The following is a 20,136-nucleotide window of genomic DNA, read 5'->3' on the forward strand; positions in this document are numbered from 1 at the left end:
CGGGATGCGCGCGGCGTGGCTTGGCTGCGCAATAGAACCGTTCGCCACTGCGGGCGAAAACCCTGCTTACTGCACGGGTTGCTGCCGGGCAGCAACGATATCCGGCCGGTTGTTCTCGATCCAGTTCTCCGCCATCCCGCGCGCGAGGGTTCGCACGGGCTCGCTGGCCAGGGCGAAATACTGCTCGTGAAGCGCATTGATCCAGTCGGTATCGGCACCAAAAGCCTGTTTGCGGGCCACGGTCATCCACATCAGACCGCGCGCCTGCCGGTCTTCGGATGAACCCATTGCGTAAAGGGTCTCGCCCAGCCGGGCCTGGGCCGGCACATGCCCCTTGATCGCGGCAAGATTATACCAGCGCACAGCCAGGCGATCGCTCGATCCCTGATAAAGACGGCCCAGGTGGTATTGCGCGTCGGCGTCACCGAAATAGGATGCCGCGTGGGTAAAGATCTGGCGGGCCCTGGAAATGTTTTTCGGAACAACTCCGTTGATGCCGTTCATATAATATGTGCCGAGGGCCACAAAGGCGCTGGAGACGAACGGCGCGTCCGGATCATCGGGCCTGTCGTCCCCATGCTCACGCACGATCTGGCTGTAATACTCGAATGCCTTGACGTCGTCTTCTTGAACACCGTCGCCGCTTGCGTACATTTCGCCAAGCTTCCATGCCGCCATCGGCTGACCGTTCTCGGCCGCGTACCGCAGCGCCATCAACGCCCCTTCCTTGTCACCGGCATAGTACTTGCGCGCGCCGCTGCGCAACGCCTCGGTTGGGCTGAGAGCATTGGGAGCAATAGCTTGCGGCGCCGGGCTTCCCGTATCGAAGGCTGCCGCGGGAACCGGTGCCAGAACCCATCCTGACAAACAGACCGCGGCGACGCCAGCGCGCAAAGCGAGGCTGCCGCCCCTGGCAGTCCTTCGCTTGACTGCGGGCACCGTTCGCGCTCGCCTGTTTTCGACCAATCCTGTCATACGCCGTACTTGGGGCATTCTATTTTCTCATGCACATGGATCGTTTTGATCAAGCCAATCGATCCACCTCGCCTCGGACCCTTGATAACGCTTCAATCCGGCCAGACTGCGACCGTCCAGCTGTTTTTGTGGCAACAAGGAGGAAACTGCAGGGCGCTTTCGTGCCGGACCGGAACTGACGGGTTCCGGCCAACGCCTGAGTGCCTTCGGTTGCTGGCAGCAGCGTTGCGCGGGAAACATGGCCGAACCACGGCAAAATTTGCCTCATTCGACCAGATCCGCAAATGCCGGCCGCTCTGTTGCGCCCCGGTCACACATCGACCGCAGCCGGCTCGCATGGTGGAAGACACGGATGATGCGAACTGAAACAAGCCGTATGGATCCCCCTGATCACAACTGCCAGGCATGACACCACAGACCGGTTGACATTCTGTTTCGGACAGGCAATTCGGAGCCGCGGCTGTTGAATGCTGGGACAAGCCACCGGTGACCTTTGCCGTTCCGGGTTTGTCCTGCGACAATGAAACGATTCGACAATGCATCACCGCAGGCCGCCCCACAGTTGATGGACCATTCATGAGCGGAAATGACGACCTTTTCGATGGCAATGCCGCCGTCTCCAAAAGTGTAGTGCAATCGGCGTCCAAGCAGGACGCGCGACCGCCAAGAAAGGCCGCTCCTGTTCCGCAGCCGGCGGATGATTATTCGGCCGCCGATATTGAGGTGCTGGAGGGATTGGAGCCGGTCCGCCGCCGGCCGGGCATGTATATCGGCGGAACCGACGAAAAGGCTCTCCACCACTTGTTCGCCGAGGTGATCGACAACTCGATGGACGAGGCCGTCGCCGGGCATGCCACATGGATCGATGTCTCGCTCGGCGAGGATGGCTATCTGACGGTGGTCGACAATGGACGCGGGATCCCGGTCGACCCCCATCCGAAATTCACCGGAAAATCGGCCCTCGAAGTGATCATGACCACGCTGCATGCCGGCGGGAAGTTTGATTCAAAGGTCTATGAAACATCGGGCGGCTTGCACGGCGTGGGCATCTCTGTCGTCAATGCGCTCTCCGAGGACCTTGTCGTTGAGGTCGCCAAGGCCCGGAAACTGTACCGCCAGCAGTTTCAGCGCGGCAAAGCGACAGGGCCGCTCGAACTCGTTGGCGACACACAGAACCGTCGCGGCACGAGTGTGCGGTTCAAACCCGATCCGGATATTTTTGGAAAGGCCGCCGGTTTCCAGCCAGCCCGCCTGCTCAAGATGGCGCGCTCGAAGGCCTATCTTTTCGGCGGCGTCGAAATCCGGTGGCACTGCGCGCCCTCGCTCCTGGGCGAGAAGGATCAGACCCCGGCCGAGGCCGTGTTCCATTTCCCCGGCGGGCTGCGGGACTTCCTCGACGAGCGCCTGGCCAATGAAAGGCGGGTCGTTGACGACGTGTTTGCCGGCCGCACCTCCAACACCGGCAAACACGGCGCCGTCGAATGGGCCGTCAGCTGGTTCGCGGGCGACGGATTTGTCAATTCCTACTGCAACACCGTGCCCACGCCCGAAGGCGGCACGCACGAAGCCGGGTTCCGTTACGCGCTGCTGCGCGGCCTGAAAGCCTATGGCGAACTGACCAGCAACAAGAAGGCCGCCATCATTACCGGCGACGATATCATGACCTCGGCCGGCGGAATGTTGTCCGTGTTCATTCGCGAACCGGAGTTCGTCGGGCAAACGAAGGACAGGCTTGCGACAAATGAAGCAACACGGATTGCTGAAAACGCGGTCCGCGACGCGTTCGATCATTGGCTGACCGCCTCTCCCAACCAGGCCAACAGGCTTCTGGAGTGGGTCATCGACCGCGCGGAAGAGCGCCTCATGCGGCGCAAGGAGCGGGATGTCGCCCGCAAGACAGCCGTTCGAAAACTGCGCCTGCCGGGCAAACTGGCGGACTGCTCGACAAGCCAATCGAGCGGTACGGAGCTTTTCATCGTCGAGGGCGACTCGGCCGGGGGCTCGGCCAAACAGGCCCGGAACCGGTCCAATCAGGCCATTCTTCCCCTGCGCGGCAAGATCCTGAACGTGGCGAATGCCGGGCGAGAAAAACTGGCGTCAAATCAGCAACTTGCCGATCTCGTCCAGGCATTGGGGTGCGGCACCCGATCCGCCTACCGGGACAGCGATCTGCGATATGAAAAAATCATCATCATGACGGACGCCGATGTGGATGGTGCCCATATCGCTTCCCTTCTGATCACCTTTTTTTACCGGGAAATGCCCGAGCTGATCAGCCATGGCCACTTGTTTCTGGCCGTCCCGCCGCTTTACCGGCTCACCCAAGGGGGCAAGACGCTTTACGCCCGCGATGACGCCCACAAGGACGATTTGCTGGCCACGGCGTTCAAGGGAAAAGGCAAAATCGACATCGGACGCTTCAAGGGGCTTGGCGAGATGCTGCCGGCGCAGCTCAAGGAGACCACGATGGACCCGTCAAAACGCAGTCTCCTGCGGGTCAAGATCGAGGAAAACGACGAACAAGACGCCCGGGCCGCAGTGGAGCGCCTGATGGGCAACAAACCGGAAGCCCGTTTTCGTTTCATTCAGGAAAATGCCGAATTCGCTGAAGATCTCGATATTTGAAGCGTCCGCGGCGGACAGGCCCCGATCTGCGGTCCTTGACCTTCGTCTTTTCGTCAACTAACGGTAACGCGTATGGTTACGGGGGGCATATGCTCAGTTTAGTATACGACGCGCTGGACCGTCAGAAGCGCCCTCTGCGCCACTACAACTTTCTGGTCTTTCCAAAAGCCGGCGTTGCGTTTGCCCGGATTCCAGGCGCCCCCTTCCGGGCCATGCTACCCGTGCTCGCCGACCTGGCGGACGTGGGATCTTGTGCGGCTGCGGCATCGGCGGACTGCGACAAGGTCACGGCGCTGTGGAACGGCAACATGGAGCCGCGCACCGCACGACAGCTCAAGCGCTTGTATCCCGATTTCCCGGTGTTTGCCGTTGTGCAGTCTCCGGTCGAGCGCATGTGTTCAGTTTACCAAGACCTGTTTCTGGGACCGGACCCCTTGCCGGCGTTTTTCGCGGAAAAGCGCTTCAGCAAACAGATGACGCCGGCCGAGTTCGCCGCCCGGGTCTGCGCCTTGCCCGATCTGAGAGCGGACAACCGTATTCGCACTCAAATGGCGATCCTGTCCTATCGCGGTCGTTTCATTCCCGATTTGGTCTTGAAACTCGACGATCTGACCAAAGAATGGCCCCAAAAGGCGAAAGACTTGCAAAGCAACGGACAGCCCCTGGCCGAGAAGATCAGCGCCAGGCCGCAAACGCAGCCTCGTCCCGACCCGGAATTGCTGGACATTTTTTCAAGCCGGGCCCTGCAAGCACCTATTCAGCGCCGATACCGCGCTGATTTAATTTCGTTTTTCGAACCCGGCCCTAACGGTCCGACGCGCTCGCAGTTGACCACTGCGCCGTCCGGGCAACTGGCATCGACACATGGCTGACCAAGATTATCCAGTGTGGTTTCCAATGCCTACAACCCTGATTTTCTAACGTATTGAGTTTTCGAAATCAGGTTTCTTGACCGGACTTTTTTGAAAAAACTTGGCAGCGGACGCGACTTCATCCCGCAAACAAGCAATTTGTTCGCCATTTGGGGGAACTTACGTTGACACGCCAAGTTTGAACTGTAGGGTGTGCCACACATTGGCGGAGGTCCTCGCAAGGGTTCTGCCGAGAGATCATTCATCACAAAATCCGGGCACACCGCTCTATGTCATTCAATACCCTCGGTCTTAGCGAGAAGGTCCTCTCGGCTGTCGAAGCAGCCGGGTATACGACGCCGACAGCCATCCAAGCAGGCGCTATCCCTCATGTGTTGGAGCGCCGCGACATTCTCGGCATCGCGCAAACGGGAACCGGAAAGACCGCAAGTTTCACGCTTCCGATGCTCACACTTCTGGAAAAAGGGCGCGCCCGGGCACGGATGCCCCGCACCTTGATCCTGGAACCGACCCGAGAACTGGCAGCCCAGGTCGAGGAGAATTTCGAGAAATACGGTGTCAACCACAAACTGAATGTCGCACTCCTGATCGGCGGCGTGTCATTCGGCGACCAGGACAAGAAGCTTGATCGGGGCACCGATGTTTTGATTGCGACACCGGGCCGTCTTCTGGATCATTTCGAACGTGGAAAGCTTCTTCTGCAAGGCGTAGAGGTTCTGGTGATCGACGAAGCGGACCGCATGCTTGACATGGGCTTCATTCCCGATATCGAGCGGATCTGCAAGCTGATCCCCTTCACGCGGCAAACCTTGTTTTTCTCGGCAACCATGCCGCCAGAAATCAAACGGCTGACCGAAGCCTTCTTGCAAAATCCCGTCCGGATCGAGGTCGCTCCGACTTCTTCCACCGCGGAGAACGTGACCCAGCTGCTCGCTTCGACCGGCGGCAAGGACTTCGACAAGCGGGCGACATTGCGCGAACTGCTCGAAGGCTCGGAAGATCTCCAGAATGCCATCGTGTTCTGCAATCGGAAGCGGGACATCGGCACATTGTTCCGCTCGCTGGAGCGGCACGGATACAGTGTCGGTTCCCTCCATGGGGACATGGACCAGCGGACGCGCATGACCACGCTGGACAACTTCCGCAAGGGGACCATCACCCTGCTCGTGGCCAGCGATGTCGCGGCCCGTGGGCTTGATATCCCGGAAGTCAGCCATGTGTTCAACTACGACGTTCCCAGCCATGCGGAGGACTACGTTCACCGGATTGGCCGCACCGGGCGCGCCGGGCGAAAGGGCACGGCCTTCACACTGGTGACAACCAGCGACCAGAAATATCTCGATGCGATCGAAAGCCTGATCAACAAGAAAATCGATTGGATCGGTGAGCCGATCGATTTCGAGGCTGCCGCAGAAGAGCGCAAGGCCCGCAAACGCGGCAAGGGACCGAAGTCGGAGGAGACAGCGCCCGCTCCCGAAAAACCCAGAGCTCCGCGCAGCCCGAAGCCGAAGGCCGAAGACCGCACACCGGTGGATCCCGGCCCGGTTGCGGAACAAGACTTCAGACCTCCAACTCGGAGGGATCGCGAGCCGAAACGGGCCAACCGCGAACAACGGTCCGACAACCAGCCGGCCTTCAGCCCGGGAACGCATATTCCTGCGTTCCTTTTGCGCGAGGCCCGGCCCCGCAAGGCGTCATAACGGCGCCTGCGGTATTCTTTTTGTTAGGCTTAACCTGACCTTAAAACATCTGCTGGAAACTCCACCTCAAGATGAACCGATCTGATAGTGAGGTCGGGCCGTCTTTTGGCTTTGGGATGGCAAATGGCAGATGAAGACGACTACCTGCGGACCATCGTTTATGGTGAATCCGCCATTTCATACATCAAACGCAATACGCTGCCAGCGTACCCGCGGTCCTATGAGCTTTGGTATACTTACTCTGCCGGGTACAATCACGGCCTGAACCGGGCGATCAACGAGCTGCTGAAGGAAAACGGGCGTGTTACGTCCGAACAGATGCAGTCGATCTATGGAAAGTTCCTGTCTCCCAACCGCCTCGGTGACCAACTGGACGAAGTCGGCCAGAAGGTTGCCAGTGAGGTGGAGGATCTGATCGACACGCTGAAGCTGAGCGCCGACGCGACCTCCGATTATGGCGCGACCCTCGAGCAAGCCAATGAAAAGCTGAAAAACGTCAAGGATCCAAGCAAACTTCAGACCGTACTGGCGCATATGGTCAAATCGACCCATGCCGCTGTGGCCGCGAACCGTGCGCTTGAAACGCAACTGCTGGATTCCAAACGTCAAATTGAAACGCTCCAGACAAGTCTTGAAGCCATCCGGTACGAATCGCTAACGGATGAGCTGACAACGCTGAGCAACCGGAAGCATTTCGACAACACACTTGAGCGCGCGGTCACGCACGCCAAGGACACCAAATCGAGCTTTGCCCTCCTGCTCACCGACATCGACCATTTCAAAAAATTCAACGACACCTACGGACACCAGACTGGCGATCAGGTGCTCCGGCTCGTCGCTCTATCGGTGAAACAAAACGTCAAGGGTCAGGACACGGCCTGCCGCTATGGCGGGGAAGAATTTGCCATCATCCTTCCGCATTCCAGCCTGAAAGAGGCGACTGAAGTTGCCGAGCGGATCCGCAAGGCCGTGATGTCGAAGGAACTTGTCAAACGCTCCACGGGCGAAAACCTCGGCAGGATCACCATTTCGATCGGTGTGTCGACATTTCATCAAAATGATACCCAAGAGACCATCGTCCAACGGGCCGACGAGGCGCTTTACGCCGCAAAACGGGATGGCCGGAACATGGTCAAGACCGAACGGGACCTTGAAGCCTCAAGCTCCACCCGGCATGGCGCCGCCTGAGCGCGGTGTTCAGGCAGGCAGGCGCGGACCAGGCGGGTCCGTGTTTTTCACACTCGATGAATGTCTAAGGCTTGAAGGACAGAGCCTGTCGGGTCTCTCATGAAACGCTTGAGAAAACTTGCGCCGGCAAACGCGGCAGACATCAGCGTTTGCCGGGATAATTCAGGCCCATCTGCCAAAAATCCGCCTCAAGAGCACTGGCCTTGCCAAACAGCTTCAACAAGCGGGGATACCGGTTTTCGGTGAGGTAGATGTCAGCCGTTTGATCGATCCAGGCCAAAAAGCCCGCGGCGACCCGCGTATAGGCTTCGCCGGAATATTCGTCGATCCAGCGCCGATAGGGATTGGCATGCAGCCCATCCCCATGCCGGTCGGCAAGCGTGCGCCCGATTTCCGCATACCCGAGGATACATGGTGCGAGGGCCACCTGCAGATCAAGCAGATCCCCTGCCATACCAGCCTCAAGCACAAACCGCGTATAAGCCATGGTCTGGGTCATTTCCGGGGCGGTTTCGATGGCTGTCCGATCGAGACCCCACTCCCGGCAAAGCTCCAGATGCAGATTTAACTCCACATCGAGAATGGCCTTCACACCCTCAAGGGCCTGGTACATGTCGCCGGTGTCGGGGCTTTTGTAGATCGCCAGCGCGTACGCACGCGCAAACTGGATCAGGAAAAGATAGTCCTGTACCAAATAGTGCTTGAATGCATCCAGGGGAAGATCGCCCTGGCCCAACTTCCGGACGAAGGGGTGATCGACATAGGATGTCCAGACCTCTGGAGCATCGGCCTTCAAACGGTCAAACAGGGTCATGAAAAAACGGTCTTCTTTGACACCAATGGCGATCAGCGGGCCAAGAGGGCAGGATCTGCGGCCTGGAGAGAGATGGATTCGCCGCAACCACAAGCCGATACTTCATTCGGGTTCTTGAAGACAAACCCCGACCGGAACTTGGTGATCTCAAAATCCATTTCGGTGCCAAGAAGAAACAATACGGCCGACGGATCGACGAAAAGGGTGGCGCCCTTGTCATCGATACGATCATCCCCGGGTTTTGGCTCGTTCACGAGATCCATGGTGTACTCCATGCCAGCGCAGCCGCCCTTTTTGATCCCGACCCGAAGGCCAAGAACGTCCGTGTCGGCGTTGTCCACCAGTTCCCGCACGCGCTCGGCGGCGGCATCCGTCATGGTCATCACCTGAAATTTGCCGGCGGGCATGATCATCCTCTTTGGCTTGGTTGCGGGTCTAACCTGATATGGAAACTCAAGTTAACACATAAAAGGGAGGCGGTCATCAATACCAGTTGAGTGCGACCTTCGCCTCTTCGGACATCCGGTCCGGGGTCCAGGGCGGGTCAAACACCATGTCGACATTCACATGGCCGACGCCCGCGACGGACGACACCGCATCCGATACCCAGCCCGGCATTTCGCCGGCCACCGGACAGCCCGGCGCGGTCAGCGTCATGTCGATATTGATCGACCGGTCGTCTTCAATATCGACCTTGTAGATCAGACCGAGTTCATAGACGTCCACCGGGATTTCGGGATCGTAAACCGTCTTCAGGGCCCCGATGATGTCCGTGGTCAAACGCTCCAATTCTTCCTGGGGGAGCGCGCTGGTGCTTGAAACATTCGCCTGGACTTCGGTCCCATCGGGGCCCGCATCTATGCTGCTTGGATTATCCATCGGTTCCATCCCTATCCGAAGAACGCCTGAGCCTTGTGGAGGGCTTCACACAGGGCGTCCACTTCCGATTTCGTATTATACATGCCAAAGCTCGCCCGGCACGTCGAGGTCACGCCATAGCGCGACAGCAGCGGCTGGGCACAGTGGGTTCCGGCCCGCACGGCCACCCCGGAGCGGTCGATGATCGTTGCCACGTCATGGGCATGCGCGCCTTCGATCTCGAAAGAGACAATCGCCCCCTTCCCGGGCGCAGTGCCGAAAATCCGCAGGGAGTTGATTTCGGACAAGCGCTGGTGGGCATAGTCCTTCAAGTCCGCCTCATGCGCGGCAATCCGGTCCCGCCCGATCCGCTCCATGTAGGTCAGCGCGGCCCCCAGGCCGATGGCCTGGACAATGGGCGGCGTTCCCGCTTCGAAGCGATGCGGCGGATCATTGTAAGTGACCGCGTCTTCCGTGACATCGAGGATCATCTCGCCGCCGCCATTGAACGGCTTCATCTGCTTCAACTGCTCTGATTTGCCCCACAGCACGCCAATGCCCGACGGGCCATAAACCTTGTGTCCGGTGAAGCAGTAGAAATCGCAGCCCAGATCCTGCACATCCACATGCATGTGGACGGCGGCCTGGCTGCCATCGACCAGAACCGGAATGCCCCGCTCATGGGCGATGCGGCACACGTCCTTGATCGGTACCACGGTGCCGAGCACATTGGACATGTGAGTGATCGCGACAAGTCTGGTCTTGTCTGTCAGAGCGTCGGCAAAGGCATCGAGGTCAAAGGAGCCATCCTCCCGGACATAGACCCATTTGAGCACCGCGCCCTTGCGTTCACGGTGAAAGTGCCAGGGCACAATGTTGGAATGGTGCTCCATGATGGACAAGACAATCTCATCGCCTTCCCCGATCCGGTCATCCCCGAAGCCGTAGGACACCAGATTGATCGCCTCGGTGGTCGAGCGCGTGAAGATCACCTCGTCGACACTCGGGGCGTTGAGGAACCGGCGCACGGTCTCGCGCGCCGCCTCGTAGTTGTCCGTCGCCGTGTTGGACAGGTAGTGCAGGCCGCGGTGGACGTTCGCATACTCATGGCCATAGGCATGGGAGACCGCATCGATGACCGCCTGCGGCTTTTGCGCTGATGCTCCATTGTCCAGATAGACCAATGGTTTGCCGTAGACCTCCCGGGCCAGGATCGGAAAATCCCTCCGGATTGCCTCGACGTCATAAGCCAGATCGGTTGCGGGCGGTGTGTGTGCGGTTGCGACCGTCATGCGGTGCTGCTCCTTAGGTTCGTCAAGCGGCGAGCCAGTCGCGAACGCGGGTCTCCAGACCGGCGGTCACGTCGTCCTCGTCGTATTCCTCAATGGCTTCGGCCAGGAACGCCAGAACAAGAAGGGTCTTTGCCTCGTCCTCCGGAATCCCGCGGGCCCGCAGATAAAACAGGAGATCTTCATCGATCTGACCGCTCGTCGCTCCGTGGGCGCAGATCACGTCATCGGCAAAGATCTCCAGTTCCGGCTTGTTCGCCATCTCTGCCTCTTCAGACAGAAGTAGGGCCTGGGTCATCATTTCGCCATCGGTTTTCTGCGCATGGGGCGCGACATTGATCCGCCCCTGGTAGACACCGCGCGCCTGGCCATCCAGCACGGTCTTGAAGAATTCCCGGCTGTTGCAATGCGGAACGGCGTGATCGACGATCAGGGTTTGATCCGCAAGGTGCGAGGCGCGCGCCATGCTGACCCCATAGATCTTGGCCTCGGAATTCTCGCCGACAAAATGGATGAACTGCTGGTTCCGGACAAAATCCGGGCCTGCGACAAAACCGAGCGACTTGAAAAGGCAGCCTTCGCCGAGGGTCGCGATGGTCGTGCATAGGCGCGGTGCGGGCGCATCGCCCGCGATCAGGCGCGTGGCGGCCACATTCGCCTTGTCGCCCACCTGATAATCGAACACGGCGTTGATTTCGCCCGCGCCGGCATCACCGGTGAAGGTTTCAAGAAGGCGAAGCTTCGCGCCGGCGCCGACCCTGATGCGGCTGCGGGTCACGCATGCCCCGTGCGAGGCCGCGACGTGAACCAGTTCAATGGGTTTGGACACCTCCGCTCCATCGGCGACCGTGATCACAACGCCGCCCTGCACGAAAGCGGTATTCAGCGCGACAATCCCGTCGCCAGGCGCGGTCTTCGGCGCCCCCAAGAGCTGCGATCCTCCGTCTTCGGTCAGGGCCTTTGCGAAATCGGCGACCGAAACGCCTTCGGCCTGCAAGTCTGCCAGATCGCTGACCTCCGGTGCAAAATTCCCATTGGCGATCACGATCCGGTACCGGTCGAGTTCGCCGTAGCTGTCTTGCACGTTCAAGGCCTGCCGCACGGCTGCGGCTTCGGCCGGAGCGGCCAAAGGTGCAGCCGACTTCATGAAGGCGCGCAGATCGGAATACTTGTATTCCTCCACCCGGCGGTGCGGAAGGCCCTTGTCCTGGATCTGCGCCAAAGATGCCGCACGCAGTGCGCCAACTGACACGGATCCGGCCAAGCTCTCGCGCGCTGTCTCAAACCGCGCGATCAGGTCCGTTTCGCCCTGGGTGTGCTTGATTGGGGTATTGGCATTCATATCGCTCTCCCCTTGGCTCAGGCGGCCGCGTCGATGAAATCGGCGTACCCGTTCTTCTCCAGCTCCAGCGCCAGATCCTTGTCGCCGGTCTTGACGATCTTGCCCTTGGACAGGACGTGAACGACATCCGGGACAATGTGGTCGAGCAGACGCTGGTAGTGCGTGATCACAATCATGGCCCGGTTCGGCGAACGCAGCTTGTTAACGCCATCGGAGACAACCCGGAGCGCATCGATGTCGAGGCCGGAGTCTGTTTCATCCAGAACGCAGAGTTTCGGCTCCAGCAGCGACATTTGCAGGATCTCGGCCCGCTTTTTCTCACCGCCGGAAAAGCCCACGTTCAGCGGCCGCTTGAGCATGTCCATGGACACGTTCAGGTGCGCGGCAGCTTCCTTCACGCGCTTCATGAAGTCCGGAATGGACAGCGCGTCTTCGCCGCGCGCCTTGCGCTGCGCGTTCATGGCCGTCTTCAGGAATTCCATGGTGGCGACACCCGGAATTTCGATCGGGTACTGGAATGCCAGGAAGAGGCCGGCGGCCGCGCGCTCGTCAGGCTCCATGTCGAGCATGTTCTCGCCGTTGAACAGGATCTCGCCTTCGGTGACCTCATAGTCTTCCTTACCCGCGAGAATATAGGAGAGCGTGGACTTTCCGGAGCCGTTCGGGCCCATGATGGCGTGCACTTCACCCGGCTTCACGGTCAGGTCGATGCCGCGCAGGATTTCGGTTTCGTCTTCCGCAATGCGGGCGTGGAGGTTTTTGATCTCAAGCATCAGAGTGTTTCCTGAATTTTATGCGGCGCGTCTTGGCGCCAGAACTGTAAAGAACGGGTGGCAGCCGCTTATCCGACCGAGCCTTCCAGACTGATCGAAATCAGCTTTTGCGATTCAACCGCGAACTCCATTGGCAGTTGCTGGATCACGTCCTTGACGAAACCGTTGACGATGAGGGCCACAGCCTCCTCTTCGTTCATGCCGCGCTGCAGGCAGTAGAACATCTGATCGTCGGAGATCTTCGAGGTGGTCGCCTCGTGTTCGAACTGCGCCGTCGAGTTCTTCGATTCAATGTAGGGCACCGTGTGCGCGCCGCAGTCCTGACCGATCAGCAGCGAGTCGCACTGGGTGAAATTCCGGGCGTTGGTCGCCTTGCGGTGCGCCGACACCAGCCCTCGATAGGTGTTGGACGATTTGCCGGCGGAAATGCCCTTCGAAATGATCCGGCTGGACGTGTTCTTACCCAGGTGAATCATCTTGGTCCCGCTGTCGACCTGCTGATAGCCATTGGATACGGCGATCGAATAGAACTCGCCGCGCGAGTTGTCGCCGCGCAGGATGCAAGACGGGTATTTCCATGTGATCGCCGAGCCGGTCTCGACCTGCGTCCAGGAAATCTTGGAATTCTTGCCCCGGCAATCGCCGCGCTTGGTGACGAAGTTATAGATGCCGCCCTTGCCGTTCTTGTCGCCCGGGAACCAGTTCTGGACCGTGGAATACTTGATCTCGGCATCATCCAGGGCCACCAGCTCGACGACAGCGGCATGCAGCTGGTTTTCATCGCGCTGCGGCGCGGTGCACCCTTCCAGATAGGAGACGTATGCGCCTTTGTCCGCGATGATCAGCGTGCGCTCAAACTGTCCCGTGTTCTGCTCGTTGATGCGGAAATAGGTGGACAGTTCCATCGGGCAGCGCACCCCCTCAGGCACGTAAACGAACGATCCGTCGGAGAACACGGCCGAGTTCAAGGTCGCGTAGTAGTTGTCGGTGACCGGCACGACCGACCCGAGATACTTTTTGACCAGGTCCGGATGCTCTCTCAAGGCCTCGGAGATGGAGCAAAAGATGACACCGGCCTTCCTCAGTTCGTCCTTGAAAGTCGTGACCACGGACACGGAATCGAACACGGCATCGACGGCGACCCGGTTCTTCGGCTCGACACCGGCGAGAATTTCCTGCTCGCGCAGCGGAATGCCAAGCTTTTCATAGGTTGCCAGCAGTTCCGGATCCACCTCGTCCAGGCTCTTCGGCCCCTCCACAGACTTTGGCGCTGCCCAGTAGTAGAGGTCGTCCAGGTCAATCTTCGGGTAGGACACCCGCGCCCAGTTCGGCTCGTCCATTTGCTGAAACCGGCGCAGGGCGTCCAGCCGCCACTCGGTCATCCACTCCGGCTCGTTCTTTTTGGCCGACAAAAAGCGGACGGTCTCCTCGGACAGCCCTTTCGCGCCCTTTTCGGACTCGATGTCGGTCACAAATCCATATTTATACTGGTCAACATCGATCGCTTTGACCTGATCGATTGTCTCCTGCACAGCCGGCATGGTTTCATCTCCATAAGTTCGGGGTTCAAAGCCCCGACCGTGGGTTTAAATGTTCCCAGGCATCGCCAAAAACGAGGCAGTGCCAGGGGCAGTTGGTTCGCCCAAACCGCTCCGCCCTCAGGCGGCCCGGGTTCGGGCCTCGGGTTTCAAGCGGTCGACGATCGCGGGCCAAACCTCGAGAAACCTCTCGACCTCCGCCTCGCCCGAATCCCAGCCGAGGCTGATCCGCAGCGCGCAGCGCGCCAAGGCTTCGTCGACGCCCATCGCGGTAAGGACATGAGACACCGACACCTTGCCCGACGAGCACGCGGATCCGGACGAAACAGATACGCGTTCGAGATCGAAGGCGATCAGTGCGGTTTCGGCCGCAAGGCCCTCAACCGCGAAGCAGAGCGTATTGGGAAGTCTGTGCGCATTGCCGCTGAACACGACCGCATCCGGGCAGATGGCAGTCACGCCCGCCTCCAGCCTGTCCCGCAGCGCGCTCAGACGGTGGGTTGTTTCGAGCTCTGCGAGGGCCGCCTCGGCGGCAGCGCCGAACCCGGCTGCGGCTGCGACATTCTCGGTGCCGGCACGCCGCCAGTTCTCCTGCCCGCCGCCGGTCAGCAAAGGGGCCGGGACCCTCGCGGTCGATCGGACGACCAGCGCGCCGATCCCTTGGGGACCGCCGATCTTGTGGGCGGACAAGGAGACGGCATCGGCCTGCCATTCATCCAGATCAATCGCCATCCGGCCCGCGGCCTGGACGGCATCGACATGGAACACGCCGCCATGACCTTGAACCAGTTTTCCGATCTCGGCGAGCGGTTGAACGACACCGGTTTCATTATTGGCAGCCATGATGGACACAAGCGCCGGACCGCCCTGCCCCAGCAAATGAGCGAGCGCGTCAAGGTCAATCCTGCCTTGCGAATCGACGGCCGCAACAGTCTGATCCTTGACGGCAAAGCGCCCGCCGGACGCGACCGAAGGGTGCTCGGTGGCACCGCGGATGAGCCGGTCGAGATAGAGCGGCGCTCCGTCCGCCTGCCAAACCGGCGTGAGCGCGGTCATGTTGGCTTCCGTGGCCCCGGACACGAACGTCACGGCCCGCGCACGCCGGTTGCACAGCTGCGCGACAGTCTCGCGGGCAAGCTCAAGCCGCGCCCTGGCTGCCCGGCCATGTGTATGGACCGACGAGGCATTCCCGGTTTCGGCCAATGCCGCGATCATCGCCTCGCGCGCGGCGGCACGCAACGGTGCTCCGGCGTTGTGGTCGAGATAGATCGGTGCGGCCTTTGGCATTGTGAGATCAACGTCCCTTTTCAATCCCGGAAACAATCAGGCTTTCGAAGATCGGGCCTCTTCGCCCAAAAATTCCGCCTGTTGCACGGAAAGCTTGAAATTTTCCGCACTGGTGACGATAACGAGGCCCGACCGAGTGATCCGAATGTCGTTGCCCGCCGCCCTGTCACCAGGCCGGGCTTTCGAATTTCGAATAATTCTAAACAAGGTTCTAGAAACTCGGAGCTTCAGAGTCAAGTTTGAAGTCCGGGGTTTCACGTATAAAGGACCGGCCCGCGCCGGGAGCGCCGCTCCAGGCAGGGCGACAAAAGAGGACGTAACCCTTCATGCCCGAGGTGATCTTTAACGGTCCCGCCGGCCGGCTGGAAGGCCGGTTCCACCCCGCCAGAAAGCGCAATGCGCCAATCGCGCTGGTTCTTCATCTGCACCCGCAGTTCGGCGGGACGATGAACAACCAGATCGTTTATCAGATGTACTACATGTTCGCCCGACGCGGCTTCGCCGTGCTGCGGTTCAACTTCCGGGGGGTCGGGCGGTCACAGGGCGCTTTCGATCACGGCCAGGGCGAATTGTCCGATGCCGCCGCCGCGCTCGATTGGGTGCAGACGGTCCACCCCGACGCCCGGGCGTGCTGGATCGCGGGCTTCTCCTTCGGGGCCTGGATCGGCATGCAGCTGTTGATGCGCCGGCCGGAAGTGGAGGGCTTTATTTCCGTGGCGCCGCCGGCCAACCTGCACGACTTCTCGTTCCTGGCGCCCTGCCCGTCTTCCGGCCTGATCATCCACGGCGACAATGACAAGGTCGTGCCGCAAAAGGACGTTCAGACCCTTGTCGACAAGCTGAAGACACAAAAGGGCATCGTCATCGACCATGAGACGATTCCGGGCGCCAACCACTTCTTCGAAAACGACATGGAAGATCTGCTCGAGCGTTGCGGCACCTATGTCGACCGCCGCCTCGGCCTGACGCCGGACGATTACATCCCAATCGACTAGCGCATCGGGCGTTTTGCTTGAAACGCCCAAAGATGCGCGGCCACTCAAGATACGATCAGCTTGGGGCGCGAAACCGGTTCCGGTTAAACGCCCGCTGATCCAGAATTTCGGCCTTGTCCCGTGAAAACCCGCCATGCCGGCGGGTTATTCAGGCGGGTTTATATGGCGGCCAGACCTCACCGCAGCCAGTCCTTGAGCCGCCTGACCGCCTCATGCATGTCTTCATGCGATCCGGCGAACGAGAATCTCGTGAACTCCGCCCCATGCACGGGATCGAAATCGGCGCCCGGCGTCGCGGCGACCCCGGCCTCTTCCAGCATGGCCCGGGTAAAGGTGAGGGAGTCCTGCGAAAAACCGGAGGTGTCGGCGTAGATATAGAACGCCCCATCAACGGGCAGCAAACGGTCAAAACCGATCCCCGGCAGCGCCTCAAGAAGAAAATCCCTGTTCCGGGCATATCCCTGGCGGACGGTTTCCAGTTCCTGCGTGGCGTCCAGGGCCGCCGTGGCGGCAATCTGTGACAGTTCCGGCGGCGAGATGTAAAGGCTTTGCGCGATCCGTTCGGCCGGCCGTACCAGGATTTCGGGAAGGACCATCCATCCGATCCGCCATCCCGTCATGCAATAGTATTTGGAGAAGCTGTTGATCACGATCGCGTTCTGCGAGCTCGAAAGCGCACAGGCCTGTTCCGCGCCATACACCAGCCCATGATAGATCTCGTCGGAAATGAACCAGATCCCTTGATCGTCGCAATAGCCGATCAGATCGGCCAGCGCTTCCGGGGTCATCATCGTGCCGGTGGGATTTGCCGGGCTTGCCACCAGCACGCCCTTGACCGGACCGTCCTTCGCCGCCGTCTCGAGCAGATCCGGGGTCAGGCACCACCGGGTGTCCGCGCCAACCTCGATCTCAACGGGCACGAGCCCGAGAGCCTTGATAATGTTGCGGTAGGCCGGATAACCAGGCGCGGTCAGCGCGATCCGGTCTCCCGGATCAAACGCGGAGAGGAAAGCCAGATTGAACCCGGCGGACGAACCCGTGGTCGCGACGATCCGGCTTTCGGGAACGTCCAGGCCGTAGGCCGCCCGGTAATGGGAGACCAGACGGTGGCGCAAGGCCGCCAGACCGCGCGCTTCCGTATAGCCCAGCCGGCCGTGTTCCAGAGCCGAGCGGGCTGCTTCCAGCGCCGGTTTCGGGGCCGGCGCCGACGGCTGGCCGACTTCCATGTGAATGATGCTCCGGCCGTTCGCCTCCAGCCGGGCAGCGGCGCTTAGAACGTCCATGGCCAGAAACGGCGCGACATTGCTGCGGTTCGAGGGTTTGAAAGATGGAAAGGACACGGACATGGCAAGACCCGGACGGTTGGAATAGGACCCGGGCCTTCTAGCACCCTTGCGCGGAAAATGTCAGCGGGATCAACCATCCACAGGCGGCCCGGGACCGTAACCTTGCCGAAGAAGCGGATCATGCGCCAGCTTGACCGGCCGGCCAGCCAGCCATACGGTCGCCGCAATCATCCAGGCTTTTTGCGCCTGGACCAGAATTGAGAAGGCAGCATCTGTCGTGACAGATCATTTCGGCGTGCGCGCGGCGCGTTTCCTTGGCACCAGGTTGCAGACCGGCTTTCGAAAGGGATTGGCGGTGTCCTGCGCGGCCGCCGTGGCGCTGCCGCTGATTTCAAGTTCGGCCTTGGGCCCCGCCCCGGCCTTCGCCCAGGCTGGACGGAAGGGCCTTTCTCTTGTCCGGGACGCCGAGATCGAGGGCCTTTTGCGCGACTACGCGACGCCGATCTTCCGGGTCGCGAATGTGATGCATTCGGAACCGGAAATCATTCTGGTGAACGACAAGTCATTCAACGCATTCGTCCCTGACAGCCGGCGGATCTTCATCAACATCGGCGTGATCATGCAGGCCGAAACCCCGGGCGAAGTGATCGGCGTTCTGGCCCATGAAACCGGTCACATCGAAGGCCGGCATCTCGTACGCCTGCGGTCGGCGGCCACCAACGCCCAGATCATGAGCGTGATTGGCATGATTCTCGGCGCCGGAGCGGTGGCGGCCGGGGCCGCAAGCGGATCAGGCACAGCCGCGTCCGGCGGGGCAGCCGCTGCGGTCGGGGCGGGCTCGGTCGGCCAACGGACCTTCCTGGCCTATCGCCGGGGCGAAGAGGTCGCCGCCGACAGGGCGGCCCTGAGGTATCTGGAAGCCACCAAGCAAAGCGCGCGCGGCATGCTGGCGACTTTCGATCGCATGGCGGGCCAGGAAATGTTCTCGGCGCGCCTGGTCGACCCCTATGCCGTCTCGCACCCGATGGCGCGCGACCGGTTCCGCGCCTTGGAGACGGAAGCCCGCAAGAGCCCCTATTTCGACAAGCCGGACGATTACATCCTGCAATACCGGCACGACATGGCCAAAGCGAAGCTGCTGGCATTCACCAGCCACCCCAGCGCGGTCACGCGCCGCTATCCCAACTCCGACAAGAGCCTTCCCGCCCAGTATGCCCGGGCCATCGCCGCGCTTCAAAGCCGTTCGCGATCCGCGGTCGGGATGATCGATGCTTTGATCCGGCAACATCCGAACAATCCCTATTTCCATGAAATCAAGGGCCAGGCCCTCATCGAAAGCGGCAATCCGGCCGCCGCCGTGGCGCCTTTCCGCAGAGCGCTCGAGCTGCGGCCGCACGAATCCCAGTTCAAGATCTGGCTCGGGTACGCCCTGGTCGCGTCCAACAATGACGCCGTTCTGCCCGAGGCCGAACGCCTGCTGAGGCAGGCGCTTCAATCGGATCCCAACTCAAGCATCGGCTACAGCCAACTGGCAATTGCCCATTCCCGCCAGGGGGAAGTGGCCGAGGCGGATCTGGCCACCGCCCGCAGCCTGATGGTGCGCGGCGATTTCGAGGCCGCCAAACGATATGCCGCGCGCGCTCAACAGAAATTGAACCGCGGAAGTCCGGCATGGCTTCAAGCCGATGATATTGTGTCCTACACACCGCCCCAGATGGAGCGGCGCTGATAGGCCCGACCGCTGATCGACCGCGGCGCGGTCGGAACCCAATGAGGAGTTGTCCATGATCTCGATCCAGTCCCTGTGTACACCGCTGAAGACGGCGCTCAGCGGTTTCCTTCTGGCCGTCGCAATGCTGCTGCCGGCCCAGGCCACGGCGGACGAATTGACCAAAAGCGATGTGGAAACCATCGTGCGCGAATACCTGATCGCGAACCCGGACATCATTGCCGATGCTCTGACCGAGCTGGATCGCCGCCAGAGGGAGGCCGAGGAAGCCGCCCGGGTACAAGCATTGACCGAGTCGGCGGACATTCTGTTCAATTCGAGCCGTCAGGCGGTATTGGGCAACCCCAACGGCGACATCACCCTTGTCGAGTTTTTCGATTACAATTGCGGCTACTGCAAACGCGCGCATGGCGACATGGTCCGCCTGATCGAGGACATGCCCAATCTACGCGTGGTTCTGAAGGAATTTCCCGTTCTCGGTCAAGGCTCCGTGGAAGCCGCGCAAATCGGCATTGCCGTGAACGCGATTGCCCCGGACCGGTATGGCGAGTTTCATGAAAACCTGATGCTCCAACGGGGTCAGGCCAACCGGGCCAGCGCCATGAAGGTGGCAACGGACATGGGCCTGAGCGAAGCCAGCCTGGCGGAAGCTTTGGCAACCGACGAGGCCGGCCGGACGCTCGAGGAGGTTTATACGCTGGCCAATCGTCTCGGGTTGACCGGGACACCCTCTTACGTCGTCGGCGATGAAGTGATCATGGGCGCGGTTGGCTATGAACAGCTGCAGGCGAAACTGAAGTCGATGGACAGCTGCGGTGAGACATCCTGCTGATACAATCTAACGTTAACGTCATGTGCGGTGAGG

Annotated in this window: 17 protein-coding genes; 7 read left to right on the forward strand and 10 right to left on the reverse strand. The window is 60.5% G+C overall.

Features of this window, described 5'->3' with window-relative positions:
• Positions 1-66 precede the first annotated feature (66 nt).
• A complete protein-coding gene (locus tag F0184_RS15275) occupies positions 67-939 on the reverse strand; it encodes a tetratricopeptide repeat protein (protein ID WP_244299218.1) in 873 nt (290 codons plus the stop codon).
• A gap of 612 nt (positions 940-1,551) precedes the next feature.
• Here F0184_RS15275 and parE point away from each other — a divergent pair.
• The 4 genes from parE (at position 1,552) to F0184_RS15295 (ending at position 7,360) form a co-directional block, all read left to right on the forward strand.
• Positions 1,552-3,600 carry a DNA topoisomerase IV subunit B gene (gene parE, locus F0184_RS15280; protein WP_150497065.1) on the forward strand — a complete coding sequence of 683 codons (2,049 nt, stop codon included), beginning with the start codon at positions 1,552-1,554 and terminating at the stop codon, positions 3,598-3,600.
• An 89-nt stretch (positions 3,601-3,689) separates the two neighbouring features.
• Complete coding sequence (locus F0184_RS15285) at positions 3,690-4,472, forward strand: hypothetical protein (protein WP_150497066.1); 783 nt, start codon at positions 3,690-3,692, stop codon at positions 4,470-4,472.
• 269 nt (positions 4,473-4,741) lie between these two features.
• Complete coding sequence (locus tag F0184_RS15290; protein WP_150497067.1) at positions 4,742-6,172, forward strand: DEAD/DEAH box helicase; 1,431 nt, start codon at positions 4,742-4,744, stop codon at positions 6,170-6,172.
• A gap of 123 nt (positions 6,173-6,295) precedes the next feature.
• The gene (locus tag F0184_RS15295; protein ID WP_150497068.1) at positions 6,296-7,360 is read left to right on the forward strand and encodes a GGDEF domain-containing protein; all 1,065 of its coding nucleotides are present in this window, start codon (positions 6,296-6,298) and stop codon (positions 7,358-7,360) included.
• A 142-nt stretch (positions 7,361-7,502) separates the two neighbouring features.
• Here F0184_RS15295 and tenA read toward each other — a convergent pair whose 3' ends face one another.
• From tenA to F0184_RS15335, 8 genes are all read right to left on the reverse strand, one after another.
• Positions 7,503-8,174 carry a thiaminase II gene (gene tenA / locus F0184_RS15300; RefSeq protein WP_150497069.1) on the reverse strand — a complete coding sequence of 224 codons (672 nt, stop codon included), beginning with the start codon at positions 8,172-8,174 and terminating at the stop codon, positions 7,503-7,505.
• 32 nt (positions 8,175-8,206) lie between these two features.
• The gene (sufA, locus tag F0184_RS15305; protein ID WP_208998504.1) at positions 8,207-8,581 is read right to left on the reverse strand and encodes a Fe-S cluster assembly scaffold SufA; all 375 of its coding nucleotides are present in this window, start codon (positions 8,579-8,581) and stop codon (positions 8,207-8,209) included.
• Positions 8,582-8,657: 76 nt separating this feature from the next.
• Entirely contained in the window at positions 8,658-9,053 is a 396-nt protein-coding gene (locus tag F0184_RS15310; RefSeq protein ID WP_150497070.1) for an SUF system Fe-S cluster assembly protein, read from the reverse strand.
• A gap of 11 nt (positions 9,054-9,064) precedes the next feature.
• A complete protein-coding gene (locus F0184_RS15315) occupies positions 9,065-10,324 on the reverse strand; it encodes a cysteine desulfurase (protein ID WP_150497071.1) in 1,260 nt (419 codons plus the stop codon).
• A gap of 22 nt (positions 10,325-10,346) precedes the next feature.
• The gene (gene sufD / locus F0184_RS15320) at positions 10,347-11,663 is read right to left on the reverse strand and encodes a Fe-S cluster assembly protein SufD (protein WP_150497072.1); all 1,317 of its coding nucleotides are present in this window, start codon (positions 11,661-11,663) and stop codon (positions 10,347-10,349) included.
• A 17-nt stretch (positions 11,664-11,680) separates the two neighbouring features.
• Positions 11,681-12,436 carry a Fe-S cluster assembly ATPase SufC gene (gene sufC / locus F0184_RS15325; RefSeq protein ID WP_150497073.1) on the reverse strand — a complete coding sequence of 252 codons (756 nt, stop codon included), beginning with the start codon at positions 12,434-12,436 and terminating at the stop codon, positions 11,681-11,683.
• A gap of 68 nt (positions 12,437-12,504) precedes the next feature.
• Complete coding sequence (gene sufB / locus F0184_RS15330; RefSeq protein WP_150497074.1) at positions 12,505-13,977, reverse strand: Fe-S cluster assembly protein SufB; 1,473 nt, start codon at positions 13,975-13,977, stop codon at positions 12,505-12,507.
• 117 nt (positions 13,978-14,094) lie between these two features.
• Complete coding sequence (locus tag F0184_RS15335) at positions 14,095-15,261, reverse strand: cysteine desulfurase family protein (RefSeq protein ID WP_150497075.1); 1,167 nt, start codon at positions 15,259-15,261, stop codon at positions 14,095-14,097.
• Positions 15,262-15,587: 326 nt separating this feature from the next.
• Here F0184_RS15335 and F0184_RS15340 point away from each other — a divergent pair, with 326 nt between their 5' ends.
• A complete protein-coding gene (locus tag F0184_RS15340) occupies positions 15,588-16,256 on the forward strand; it encodes an alpha/beta hydrolase (RefSeq protein ID WP_150497076.1) in 669 nt (222 codons plus the stop codon).
• A gap of 176 nt (positions 16,257-16,432) precedes the next feature.
• Here F0184_RS15340 and F0184_RS15345 read toward each other — a convergent pair whose 3' ends face one another.
• Entirely contained in the window at positions 16,433-17,602 is a 1,170-nt protein-coding gene (locus F0184_RS15345; protein ID WP_150497077.1) for a pyridoxal phosphate-dependent aminotransferase, read from the reverse strand.
• 235 nt (positions 17,603-17,837) lie between these two features.
• Between F0184_RS15345 and F0184_RS15350 the strand changes: the two genes are divergently transcribed.
• Together F0184_RS15350 and F0184_RS15355 are read left to right on the forward strand one after the other, a co-directional pair.
• Entirely contained in the window at positions 17,838-19,271 is a 1,434-nt protein-coding gene (locus F0184_RS15350) for a M48 family metalloprotease (RefSeq protein ID WP_172972131.1), read from the forward strand.
• A 55-nt stretch (positions 19,272-19,326) separates the two neighbouring features.
• The gene (locus tag F0184_RS15355; protein WP_172972128.1) at positions 19,327-20,103 is read left to right on the forward strand and encodes a DsbA family protein; all 777 of its coding nucleotides are present in this window, start codon (positions 19,327-19,329) and stop codon (positions 20,101-20,103) included.
• Positions 20,104-20,136: the final 33 nt, after the last annotated feature.

The sequence above is a fragment of the Roseibium aquae genome (genome assembly GCF_008711285.1).
GTDB lineage: Bacteria > Pseudomonadota > Alphaproteobacteria > Rhizobiales > Stappiaceae > Roseibium > Roseibium aquae.